This is a genomic window from Claveliimonas sp., assembly GCF_037273965.1.
Lineage (GTDB): Bacteria > Bacillota > Clostridia > Lachnospirales > Lachnospiraceae > Claveliimonas > Claveliimonas bilis.
The window spans coordinates 1-12,313 of the sequence record NZ_JAYAZJ010000056.1; the positions used below are offsets into that span (position 1 = coordinate 1).

Annotated in this window: 8 protein-coding genes; all 8 read left to right on the top strand. The window is 45.3% G+C overall.

All coding sequences use genetic code 11. The annotated features are described in order from the left end of the window. Positions 1 to 314 precede the first annotated feature (314 nt). The 8 genes from WJ238_RS03900 (at position 315) to WJ238_RS03935 (ending at position 12,201) form a co-directional block, all read left to right on the top strand. Positions 315 to 1,649 carry an MATE family efflux transporter gene (locus WJ238_RS03900; protein ID WP_316269571.1) on the top strand — a complete coding sequence of 445 codons (1,335 nt, stop codon included), beginning with the start codon at positions 315 to 317 and terminating at the stop codon, positions 1,647 to 1,649. Positions 1,650 to 1,852: 203 nt separating this feature from the next. Continuing rightward, on the top strand, positions 1,853 to 3,322 hold the full coding sequence (locus tag WJ238_RS03905) for an RNA/DNA-binding domain-containing protein (RefSeq protein WP_337606209.1): 1,470 nt from the start codon (positions 1,853 to 1,855) through the stop codon (positions 3,320 to 3,322). 113 nt (positions 3,323 to 3,435) lie between these two features. Then, the gene (locus tag WJ238_RS03910) at positions 3,436 to 6,099 is read left to right on the top strand and encodes an NYN domain-containing protein (RefSeq protein ID WP_337606210.1); all 2,664 of its coding nucleotides are present in this window, start codon (positions 3,436 to 3,438) and stop codon (positions 6,097 to 6,099) included. Between the two features lie 279 nt (positions 6,100 to 6,378). Next, positions 6,379 to 7,680 carry an MATE family efflux transporter gene (locus WJ238_RS03915; RefSeq protein ID WP_337606211.1) on the top strand — a complete coding sequence of 434 codons (1,302 nt, stop codon included), beginning with the start codon at positions 6,379 to 6,381 and terminating at the stop codon, positions 7,678 to 7,680. A gap of 52 nt (positions 7,681 to 7,732) precedes the next feature. Next, complete coding sequence (gene greA / locus WJ238_RS03920; RefSeq protein WP_230105207.1) at positions 7,733 to 8,236, top strand: transcription elongation factor GreA; 504 nt, start codon at positions 7,733 to 7,735, stop codon at positions 8,234 to 8,236. A gap of 22 nt (positions 8,237 to 8,258) precedes the next feature. Then, entirely contained in the window at positions 8,259 to 8,993 is a 735-nt protein-coding gene (locus WJ238_RS03925) for an amino acid kinase family protein (protein ID WP_230105208.1), read from the top strand. Beyond that, positions 8,994 to 10,703, top strand: a complete 1,710-nt coding sequence (locus WJ238_RS03930) for a sensor histidine kinase (protein ID WP_230105209.1) — start codon at positions 8,994 to 8,996, stop codon at positions 10,701 to 10,703. It abuts the gene before it with no gap. Further along, on the top strand, positions 10,678 to 12,201 hold the full coding sequence (locus tag WJ238_RS03935) for a response regulator transcription factor (protein ID WP_337606212.1): 1,524 nt from the start codon (positions 10,678 to 10,680) through the stop codon (positions 12,199 to 12,201). The genes WJ238_RS03930 and WJ238_RS03935 overlap by 26 nt, the downstream gene beginning before the upstream one ends. Positions 12,202 to 12,313 lie beyond the last annotated feature (112 nt).

Sequence of the window (12,313 nt, forward strand, 5' to 3'; positions counted from 1 at the left end):
CATTTGAAATAAAGACTCTCTTTGAGCAAAATCAGAGAACTTACGCTGTTCCCAATCTTCCGTAAATCCAGTATAAGCTAATATAATTACAAAGTTCATGAATAAAAATATTTTTTATGGTCATCCTTAATATTTCAACATTATACTTGCAGATTTGTAGTTGATTATAAAGACGAAAATACAAATGTAAAATTCGCTTTCCTTTTTATTACGGAAAGAACCATTGACGAAAAAATGAGAACGAAGTAAGATAATCTGTGGTAAAAAAGTTGTATGGGGGGATTCTCTTGAAAAACAAAAGATATGAGATCGATATGTGCAATGGTTCGATCATGGATAAACTGATTTCCTTTTCTCTTCCGCTTATGCTAACCAGCATTCTCCAGCTTATGTTTAATGCAGTGGATATTATTGTCGTAGGGAGGTTTGACAGCAGTTCGGCTCTGGCGGCAGTAGGGTCTACAACATCTTTGATCCATATTTTTACCAATCTGTTTGTTGGGATTTCCCTGGGGGCCAATGTGCTGGCTGCCAGACATTATGCAGCAGGGCGTGACAAGGAAATGTCTGAGACGGTACATACAGCCATTACATTTGCGCTGCTCTCCGGAATCGTGATGGCCTTTGTCGGCTTGTGTGCTGCATATCCTGTGCTGAAATTGATGGGAACTCCATCGGATGTGATCGGGCAGTCCGCGCGCTATATGAAGATCTACTTTATGGGAATGCCATTTTTCATGCTTTACAATTATGGATCGGCAATTCTGCGTGCAGTGGGCGATACAAAACGACCGCTGCTCTTTCTGAGTCTGGCTGGAATGGCAAATGTGGCGCTGGATCTTTTGCTGGTTATTGTCATACCGCTCGGCGTGGCAGGCGTGGCTGTCGGTACAGTGGCATCACAGTGTGTTTCTTCTATTCTTGTGGTGCGCTGTTTGTGTAAAACAGAAGGCAGTTATCAGCTTAAGTTTTCACAGCTTAAAATCAAAACGGTTCATCTGAAACAGATTTTTCAGGTGGGGATTCCGGCAGGAATCCAGAGTGTGGTGATCAATTTTTCCAATGCACTTCTGCAGTCGTCGGTTAATTCTTTTGGATCTATAGCTATGGCCGGATATGCAGCGGCCAATAATATCCTTGGATTTTTATATGTGGCCATTAATGCGGTTACACAGGCATGCATGAGCTTTACAAGCCAAAATTACAGTGTAGGGAAGCACAAACGTATGGACAGAGTACTGCTCAACTGTATGATATTATCGGTAGGGACAGGAGCTGTTCTGGGAGTTGGGAGCTATGTGTTCGGAGGAACGATCCTGCAGATATATACGACGGAGGAGGACGTAATACGCTGTGGGCTGGAAATTCTGTCTATTACGACAGTGCCGTATTTCCTGTGCGGCATTATGGATCTGATACCGGGTGCGCTGCGGGGAATGGGACATTCGGCAGTGCCTATGGTCCTGTCGGTAATCGGAACAGTGGGAACAAGGATTGTCTGGATTTACGGAATGTTTCCGCACCACAGATCGCTTTACTTTCTGTTTATCTCCTATCCGGCTTCCTGGGGCATTACGATCCTTATGCAGGCGGTATGTTTCTATTTCGTGCGGAAGAAATGTATACGGCATATCCTGCAGGCTGCCTAGAAAAAGATTCCTGTTATTTGTAAGAGATGAAGATTTGCCGGACAGTGAGTGGAAATTTTTCGCAGCTTTTATGAACTGGTTATTGCTGACAACAATTATATATCCAAGATGCTAAGTGTGATAAAATAATAAAAACGGAAAAACTGACAGAAATGTAATTTGATAATTGCATGTGAAGAGAGGTGAAATCTGTGAATTTTGATATGTCTCAATTTGATTCCTACCGTGAAGATAACCGACGAGAGGTTAAAAGGGCGAAAGGCGGACTTCCGGTTTCATTGTGGGAAACGTATTCTGCATTTGCTAACTGTTATGGCGGAGTTATTATCCTGGGGGTAAAAGAGAATGAAGATGGAAGCTGGCATATGACCGGATTAGATAATGCGGCTAAGCTGCGAAAAGACTTCTGGGATATGATTAATAATAAAAATAAGGTTTCGGTAAACTTGCTGACGGATAATGATGTGGAGATATATGAAGAAAACAATAATGCTATCATGGTTATTCGTGTCCCTAAGGCAAGGAGGGAACAGAAGCCGGTATATATTAACGACGACATGTTTAATGGTACTTTTCGCAGAAATTGGGAGGGAGACTATCATTGTGATCACAGTGAGGTGCTTGCAATGCTTCGAGATCAGCCAGAAGAAACCGCTGATATGAAAATTTTGCAGGATATGTCTCTTGAAGTGCTTAATTCAGAAACTGTACGTGCCTATCGTAATCGGCATATGGCTTATAGAACGGAACATGTATGGGAGAGGCTAAACGATGAAGAATATTTGGAGAGAATAGGCGCTGCAAAGTTGTCTGCCAGGGATCACATGTTGCATCCTACTGTTGCAGGATTGCTGATGTTTGGAGAGGAATATAGGATTTTGTATGAATTTCCGGAATATTTCCTGGATTATCGGGAAATTCTTGATCCTAGTATCCGGTGGACGGACAGATTGCAATCTAGTTCCGGTGACTGGACAGGGAATTTATTCGATTTCTTTTTTCGAGTTTATGGGAAAGTTGTGAAAGATTTGAAAATTCCGTTTAAACTGGAAGGGATAACCAGAGTAGATGATACGCCTGTGCATAAAGCGTTGAGAGAAGCCTTGGCGAATTGTTTGGTAAATACAGATTTTTACGTTCCGAGAGGAATTGTGATTCGGAAAGATGAAAAGACTATCGTAATGGAAAATCCGGGAAGTATCAGAACTGGAAAAGAGCAGATGCTGAAAGGAGGTATATCGGATCCCAGGAATAAAGCTTTGATGAAGATGTTTAATTTGATTGGGATCGGAGAAAGAGCAGGAAGCGGTGTGCCGGATATATATAGTGTCTGGGAGCGTCAGGGATGGGAGCGGCCGGAGGTCATAGAAGAATATGGACCAGACAGAACCATTTTAAAATTATCATTTGTAAAAAAAGTGGCGATAAAAAATGGCGATAAAAAAGTGGCGATAAAAAGCGGTGATAAAAAGAAAGTGACAAAAAAGACAGAACGGCAGATAGAGACTATTTTGGAATACATGCTTCCGGACAAAGAATATAAAACAAGTGAGATAGCAGAAGTCATCGGAGTGAAAGAGTCAAGAGCCAGAGTTTTGGTAAATGAACTTGCAAAGCGAGATAAGATAAAAGCGATCGGAAAGAACAAAGGGCGCAGATACAAAATCAAATAGATAAAGCTTTCCGCTCCTTAAACGATACAGGACAGACAATGCTTTATCGACTTATCCCCCTTTTTGTGCTATGATAATACAGTCATTATTACAGCACAAAAAGGGGTTTTTTCATGGAAAATACATCCAAAAATAGAGAGAAAAACGCGCCCGGAAAACGGGCGGATCACATCTGTGTCGGTATTCTGGCCCATGTAGATGCGGGGAAAACGACATTGGCGGAAGGCATATTATACCAGACCGGACAGATCCGTAAATTGGGCCGGGTGGATCATAAAGATGCGTTTCTTGATACCCATGCAATGGAGAAGGAGAGGGGGATCACCATCTTTTCCAAGCAGGCAGAACTTACCATTGGAGAGAAAGAAGTGACGCTTCTTGATACGCCGGGACATGTGGATTTTTCCGCAGAGATGGAGCGGACGCTGCAGGTGTTGGACTATGCGGTCCTTGTGATCAGCGGATCGGACGGGGTGCAGGGCCATGTGGAAACGCTGTGGCACCTGCTGAAGTGTTATGATATACCAACGTTTTTGTTTGTCAATAAAATGGACCTGGAAGGAACAGACAGGGAGCAGCTTATGGGAGAGCTGAAGGAACGGCTTTCTGATGACTGTGAGGATTTTATGCGGGACGGTGAACAGGCTGATGAGGAGTTTTGTGAAAGGATCTCCCTCCATGACGAAACCCTTCTGGAAGAGTATCTTGAAGGAAATATGCCGGGGAGGGAAGACATTGCAGGTCTGGTAAAAGAAAGGAAGCTGTTTCCCTGCTTTTTCGGTTCGGCCCTTAAGATGGAGGGGGTACAGCAGTTTTTGGATGGTCTGGACCGGTACATGGAATATCCTGTCTATCCCCGGGAATTTGGCGCCAGAGTCTATAAAATTTCAAGAGACAGTTCAGGTATGAGACTGACCCATCTGAAAGTGACGGGCGGAACGTTGAAAGTGAAAATGCGTCTGGATGAGACGAGCGAGGATAAGGCGGAACAGATCCGCATTTATTCCGGGACAGGTTTTCAGAATGTAACAGAGGCCGGCCCCGGAACGATCTGCGCCCTGATCGGACCGCGGACCAGTTATGCGGGGCAGGGACTGGGCATAGAGAAACAGTCTGAAGCGCCGATTCTGGAGCCGGTGCTGACTTACCGGCTGCAGCCGCAGGTGGATTGCGACATGCACAGTCTTTGCCTGAAGCTTCGGCAATTGGAGGAAGAGATTCCGGAAATGCACATCGTATGGCAGGAGGAACTGTCGGAAATCCATATACAGATCATGGGTGAAGTGCAGATGGATATTTTAAAAGCTCTCATTCTGGAGCGGTTTGGAGTGCCGGTTTCCTTTGGGGAGGGAAGCATTGTATATAAGGAGACGATTGCCGCCCCGGTGGAGGGAGTGGGACATTTTGAGCCTCTCAGGCATTATGCGGAAGTCCATCTTCTCCTGGAACCGGGGGAGAGAGGAGAGGGACTGCAGTTTGCAGCGGAATGCAGTGAGGATATGCTGGATGTAAACTGGCAGAGACTGATATTGACCCATCTGGAAGAGAAAAAGCACAGAGGAGTGCTGACCGGTTCTGAGATTACAGATATGAAGATCACACTCATTGCAGGACGGGCCCACCAGAAGCATACCGAAGGCGGAGACTTCCGCCAGGCTACATACCGGGCAGTGCGCCAGGGACTTCGGAAAGCGGAAAGTGTTCTTCTGGAACCGGTGTATGAATTTCGGATCGAGGTTCCCCGGGAGCAGATCGGGCGTGTGCTTGCAGATGTGCAGCGAATGAGCGGCAGTTTTGAGCCTCCCGTTGCAGAAGGGGATCGGATGATCTTAACCGGAAGCGCCCCGGTAATCTGTATGAGAGGATATCAGACAGAACTTCTGTCCTTTACCGGTGGAAGAGGGAGGTTTTTCTGCACGCTGAAAGGATATGAGCTCTGCCACAACCAGGAAGAAATTGTAGAAAAGATGGGATATGATCCGGAGGCGGATACTGATAATCCGACAGGATCCGTATTCTGTGCCCACGGAGCGGGATTTACCGTCAGCTGGGATCAGGTGGAAGATTATATGCATGTGGAAGGGATCCGAAAGAGAGAAGAGGCGGAGGAAGTATCGGAGCTGGAGGATCGAAAGCACAGGGTTCATACCGCCATGGCAGATGAAGAGGAGCTGAAGGCGATTTTTGCACGAACGTATGGTTCCGGAGAAAAGCGCACTGCATGGAAGCGCACCGTGCATTCGGAAAGCAGCGGCACTTATAGAGGAGAGAAGAAGAAAAAAGGAAAAGAATACCTTTTGGTGGATGGATATAATATTATTTTTGCATGGGAAGATCTGAAAGAACTGGCTAAGGAGAATATTGAGGCAGCCAGAGGGAAGCTGATGGACGTTCTCTGCAATTATCAGGGCTACCGCAAAATGACGCTGATCCTTGTATTTGACGCATATAAAGTGCCGGGATACACAGGGGAAGTGCAGAAATATCATAATATTTATGTTGTTTATACCAAGGAGGCAGAGACGGCGGATCAATATATTGAGAAGACTGTGCATGAGATCTCAAAAGAGCATCAGGTGACGGTCGCTACCTCGGACGGTCTGGAGCAGATCATCATAATGGGACAGGGGGCAAGAAGACTGTCTGCACAGGGGCTTCTTCGGGAAATAAAGGATACAGGGAAAGAAATGCGCCTGCAGCATATGGACCGCCCTGTTTCCGGAAAAGCGTATTTGTCCGAGATCATGCCGGATGATGTTTTGAACTCCGGGGAATGATGACTTTGAAAAAGAAATGCAGGAAAAGAAAATGCAGGAAAAATGCTTGACTTCGCATATCTGACTGTGATATAAGTAGACACAAGCAAGAGAAAGGGCCCCATCTGCCACCGGGTAGATGGAGAAAAGTGTCCAGCCGTATTCCGGTAGGTCTTAGAAGGAATACGGCTGGATATTTTTGTTTGTCAGGAAACTTTGTTCTCGGATCAGATAACAGTCTTTCGGGTATCGCAAAAAGTAAGTGACCTGGCAGAAAGAGGAGCAAGGAGGAAATAAGACATGAAGAGAGAATTTGGCAAATATGTATCTTTGAATATTTTTGGAATGCTGGGGCTGTCCTGTTATATTCTGGCGGATACATTTTTTGTTTCAGCAAAGATGGGGGCCGACGGTCTGACAGCCCTTAATCTTGCCATTTCTATTTACAGTTTTATCAATGGAACAGGGCTGATGATCGGGATCGGAGGCGGAACAAAGTACTCTATTTATCGTTCCAGAAGAGAAGAGGAAAAGGGAAACCGTGTATTTACGGCGGCCCTTGTAATGGGATTTTTGATCGGAATCATTTTATTTGCAGTGGGAATTTTTGCAGCTCGGCCGCTATCGATCCTTCTTGGAGCGGAGGGAAAGATCATAGAGATGACTACGGTTTACCTGCGGACAATTTTATGTTTTTCCCCCTGTTTTATATGCAACAACATTTTTCTTGCCTTTGTGAGAAATGACGGCAATCCCCGGCTTTCTATGACCGGGATGCTTGTGGGAAGTTTTTCCAATGTTGTTTTAGACTATATTTTTATTTTCCCGGCGGATATGGGAATGTTCGGAGCAGCGTTTGCGACAGGGCTTGCTCCTGTTATCAGTATGCTGATCCTTTCCCGGCACAAGTTTTCCGGAAAGAATGGCTTTCGTTTGCAGACAGACGGATCCTTCTGGCGCTATGCAAAAGGGATCCCTGGTCTGGGAGCTTCATCCTTTATCAATGAAGTCTCTTCCGGCGTCGTACTGATCGTTCTGAATCTTTTGATCCTGGGGATCAGCGGAAATACGGGAGTTGCGGCTTACGGGGTGATCGCAAACCTTGCCCTGGTGGCTCTTTCGATTTTTACCGGTATCTCACAGGGAAGCCAGCCTCTTTTGAGCAAATATTATGGGGAGGGAAACGGTGCAAAAGTGCGGGAAATATATCGTTATATGGTGATATTGGCTTTGGCAGTAGGTGTTTTTCTTGTACTGACCGCATTTTTTGCCACGGATTCTTTGATCGCTGTATTTAACAGCGAGGGGAATAAGGAGCTTGCCCGTATCGCTCATACAGGGCTTCGTATCTATTTCCTGGGATTTCTGGCGGCAGGTGTGAATATTGTGACAGCCGCGTGCAAAGGAGCATTGGAGCAGGCAGGAGAATCCTTCCTCATTTCGGTAATGAGAGGGCTGATCTGTATTGTGATCTACGCGGCAGTCCTTTCAAAATTGTTCGGCATGACCGGCATATGGGCGGCATTTCCGGCTACGGAGGCAACGACCCTTCTTTTATCTGTCTTTTTTGTTTGGCGCAGGAAGAATCCCTTTTCCAGGTAGACGATTTATGCTATAGTGAATAAGAAGATGAAGAAATAAAGAGGTGTTAAAATTGCGGGAACAGCTGACGAAGCAGGATGTGGAAAAAATACAGAAAGAAATTGAGTACCGGAAGCTGGTTGTAAGAAAAAATGCAATTGAGGCAGTAAAAGAGGCAAGAGCCCATGGCGATCTCAGTGAGAATTTTGAGTACCATGCTGCTAAAAAAGATAAGAATCAGAATGAGAGCCGGATCCGGTATCTGGAGCGGATGCTGAAAACGGCGAAAATCGTTCAGGATGACTCTGCAGCTGACGAGGTGGGTATAGACAAGAAAGTAGAGGTCTATTTTGAAGACGATGATGAGACAGAAGTATTTAAGCTCGTCACTTCTGTGAGGGGAAGTTCTTTAAATGGAAAGATCAGCATTGAATCCCCCATTGGAAAAGCAATTTTGAAGCATAAAGCCGGTGACAGGGTTTATGTAAAAATAAATGAAAATGCCGGGTACTATGTTGTGATCCGTTCTGTGGAAAGCACAGAAGGCGAGGACGAGGATGAGATCCGTCGGTATTAGAGGGGAGGAAGGAGAAGGGAAAATGGAACAGAAAGTATTTGAGGAGATTGAACGCAAAGCGGAAATTCTGATCAGGGCGCTTCCCTATATCAGAGATTTCAACAGGCAGGTGGCGGTCATTGAATATGGGTGCCGTAAGTATTTAAGTCCTGTAGCAGAACAGGATCTGATGCAGGATATTGCTCTTTTAAAAACAGTAGGAATGAAACCGGTAGTTGTCCATGATGCTCCAATGGGAGTAGATAAATTCAGGGAGAATAAGCGTATTGCCAAGCTTTTGGAATTATGCGGCACGAAGGCGATCGGCGTGTGCGGCATCGATTCCCATACCCTTCACATGATGCTGGACAATGATTATATTCCGGTTATCATGCCCAATGATATTGACAATGAAAACGTAGTGATTGATTCCAAGGATGCTGCGCTTGAAACGGCGGTGGTCCTTCATGCGGACAAGCTGATCTATCTTTCTTCCCACAGGGGAATATGGAAGGATGAGAAAAGAACCGCAGTTTATCCTCATCTGACGGTAGAGAAGATCCAGAAGATGAAAGAAGAGGGAAAAGTGACCGAGGGCGTTATGTCCAGAGTGGAACGGGGACTTACGGCAATCGAGAAGGGAGTAAACCGTGTACATCTCCTGGATGGAAGGATGCAGCATGCCCTCCTTTTGGAATTTTTCAGTGTAGCAGGAGTAGGGACGGCCATGATTAAGGATGAAAATCAGCTCTATGCTCATGAAAAGGATGAAGATTAGATGAGAAAAGAAAAAACCTTCCGGGAAAAGCTGCTGCCGCTTATTCTGGCGCTGGCAGCCATACCGGTTGTGATTCTTTCTGTTATGGCAATCGTCAGCCTGGAAGAAACTCTTACTGACCGCTATCAGGAACAGGTAAAAAACGATCTGCAGCAGTCAGTAAGAATGCTTGATGTTACTCTGGACAAATATACTTCTATTCTGCACGAATTATCAACAGATGAAGAATTTCAGGAAAACGTCCGGAATCTTGGAGAAGAACAGGGGAAGGGAAAAGCAGCCGGAGAAAGTATACAGCAGGACTTTGCATATATTTGCCGGAGAAACACCGGTATAGAAGGGATGAGCCTGCTGGGACCGAGGGGGACTTCGCTCTTCTATGAAAGAGAGGAAGAAGCCTCAAAGTCTGACAGCTGGATGGATGAGAGCCTTTTTGTGGAAACAGATCAGGAGATTACTTACCATACAGATACTGCACCTGTGTTTACGAAATCAGGAGAGCAGTATCTCTTTCATATTATCGGTCTTATAAAAGATGAAGAAGAAAATGCAATAGGTCAGGTAGTAATGAGCCTGAATGAAAGCGTGATCAGAGAAACTATTCAAAACGGCTCCAATACAACGACTTTTATCATCGATAAAGGCAGGGTGATCAGCTCATCAGACTCTTCCGCTATCGGCATTTCTACAAAAGAGCTAAGTGATGACAGTTCTTATGTGGAGACAAGAACAATGAAGGATACAGGATGGAAGATTGAGGAGCATTACTCTCTTAGTCTGTATGCGCGGACTCTCTGGGGGCAGGTGATATTTGAATTGATGATTGCTGTCGCTGTTATTGTTATTCTGGTAGTTGTAGCCTATTTTATGTCAGCGCCTCTGGTGCGGCAGGTGGGGCGGATTGTGACAGCTATGAATGCCGCAAGAAGCGGGGACTTTTCTGTGAGACTGACGGCAGATAAGAAGATGCCTTACGAACTGAATCGGATTTCAGAAGGGTTTAATGACATGATGCGTCAGATCGATATTCTGGATAAGCAGGGCAGGGCGGCAGCAGAGGAACAAAGGAATGCAGAACTCCAGGCTCTTGAAGCGCAGATAGACCCGCATTTTCTCTACAATACACTGGATGCGATCAACTGGAAAGCAATTGAAAAGGGGGAACTGGAAATCAGCCAGATGTTAGGAGATCTTGCTGATATCCTTCGTTACTCTGTGATGAACGCCGGTGAAGAAACAACGGTAAGAGGGGAGCTTTACTGGCTTCGTCAATATGTCAGGCTGCAGCAGGAAAGAATCGGGAAGGAAATTCTCATAGAGGAAGATGTGCCGGAAGATATAAAAAATAGAAAGCTCCATAAACTGCTGCTTCAGCCTTTTGCGGAAAACAGTATCCGGCACGGGTTCCGCGATCAGCAAGGAGAATGCAGGCTCCTGATACGCATGGCACAGGAGGAAGGTCTGCTTCATATTGTCATAGAAGACAATGGAAAAGGGATTGGGGAACGGGAACTGGAAAAGATCAGGCAGAAGGAACCAGAAAACGGGCACGTAGGAATAGAAAATGTAAGGAAGAGGCTTCAGTTGTATTATTCCAGCAGAGCATCCCTGGAATTTGAAAGTGTTCCGGGAGAATTTACAAGAGTACATATGTATATTCCTACAGAAAAAGGCGGCGATATAGATGAAAATCGTGATTGTAGAAGATGAAGCGGCAATACGAAATGGAATGGGAAATATACTGAAAAAGCTGAATCCGGCATATGAGCTTGTGGGAAAAGCGTCAAACGGGATAGAAGGATTGGAAATGATCCGTAAAGAGAAGCCGGATCTGGTGATCCTGGATATCCGTATGCCCGATATGGACGGCCTTGAGATGCTGAAAGTACTCAGACAGGAGAACAATGGCTGCAGGGCAGTGGTTTTAACGGCCTATTCTGATTTTGACTATGCGAAAACAGCAATTGAACTAGGAATTGAAAATTATCTTCTTAAACCGGTAAAGCTTAAGGAACTGGAAGAGACTTTAAAGCTTGCCGAAAAAAGGATCAATGAGGAAAAAGAACAAAAGAAAAAATATTCATTGGAGTCGGCTTTAACCCTGGCTTTGGCAGAGACGCCGGAAACAGATACCTATATGAAAGAACAGCTGATGGAGAAGTATGGATTTGACGCAGATGGAAATTTGGGCATTTTCTTCGTGTGGCTGGGAGAGCGGTTTCAGGATTATGCAGAGGAGATTTACAGCAGCCTTAAGGAGGCAGGCAGGAACAGTGGGATTTTTTCTTCCTGTGCTCTCAAAAGAGAAAAGAGAGACCTTGTGATGGCAGTACTGTATCGGATGCCGGGTCAGGAAGAAGCAGCGGCATACATAGAAACAAAGCTTGCTTCTGTGATTTCGGGGCAGACAGGAGGCCGGGCGGTCATGGGGCTTCATTTTTGCCATGGGCTTAAGGGGCTGTCAGAGGCAGCGGCGGGTCTTTTTGGCGCACTCGATTATTCTCTGACCGGAGGGGGACGGGAGCTTATATATTATGACAAGATCCTGGAAATGGGGAAGGAGCCGTTCAAATATCCGCTGGAGCTGGAAACAAGAGTAAAACAGGCAGTTGCAGGGAAGAACAGTACCGAAATATCCAGGTGTGTGGATAAGTTTATCGCTTACTGCAAGGCGGGAGATTTCCATCCGGCAGCAGTTAAAGAAGCCTGTTTCCGCTATTTCAGTGTGGTTTTCCATGCGGCGCGGGAGTACGGAAGGATCTATCAGACAGATCTTCCCGTGGCCCGGCGGATGCAGGAGATGATGGAAGCTGTGACATGGCAGCAGATCAGAGATGTATTTTCTGACTGTATGAGTCAGATTGAAGGAGAGAATGAGGAGCAGGATGAAAGTCTTCTTGTGAGAAAGGCACGTATTCTGATTGGAGATTATTATAATCAGGGAATTACATTGGAAGAGATTGCGGATAAGCTGGGGGTGTCGGGAGAATATTTGAGTACGCGGCTGAAAAAAGAAACCGGCATGACATTTACGGAGACAATGAAAAAAGTCAGAATAGAGCGTATCAAAGAACTCCTTGTGTCTACCAGTTTAAAGCTGAACCAGATCGCAGACCAGGCAGGCTACAGTGATCCGAAATACATGAGCAGGATTTTCAAGGAAGAGACAGGAATGCTTCCTTCAGAATACCGGAAAACACATTTGTAGGAGGGAACGATACAGAGGATACGGGGAAAATACACGAAAAAGATTAAAAAATTACTCCTTTTTTAAAAATATGAGCCTGTTTTTTTGGCAATAATGATATATGATAGTCTTG

Coding starts and splice junctions, on each gene's coding strand:
- WJ238_RS03925 (WP_230105208.1), top strand. CDS start 8,259: ATGGAACAGAAAGTATTTGAGGAGATTGAACGCAAAGCGGAAATTCTG.
- WJ238_RS03930 (WP_230105209.1), top strand. CDS start 8,994: ATGAGAAAAGAAAAAACCTTCCGGGAAAAGCTGCTGCCGCTTATTCTG.
- WJ238_RS03915 (WP_337606211.1), top strand. CDS start 6,379: ATGAAGAGAGAATTTGGCAAATATGTATCTTTGAATATTTTTGGAATG.
- WJ238_RS03910 (WP_337606210.1), top strand. CDS start 3,436: ATGGAAAATACATCCAAAAATAGAGAGAAAAACGCGCCCGGAAAACGG.
- WJ238_RS03905 (WP_337606209.1), top strand. CDS start 1,853: ATGTCTCAATTTGATTCCTACCGTGAAGATAACCGACGAGAGGTTAAA.
- WJ238_RS03900 (WP_316269571.1), top strand. CDS start 315: ATGTGCAATGGTTCGATCATGGATAAACTGATTTCCTTTTCTCTTCCG.
- WJ238_RS03935 (WP_337606212.1), top strand. CDS start 10,678: ATGAAAATCGTGATTGTAGAAGATGAAGCGGCAATACGAAATGGAATG.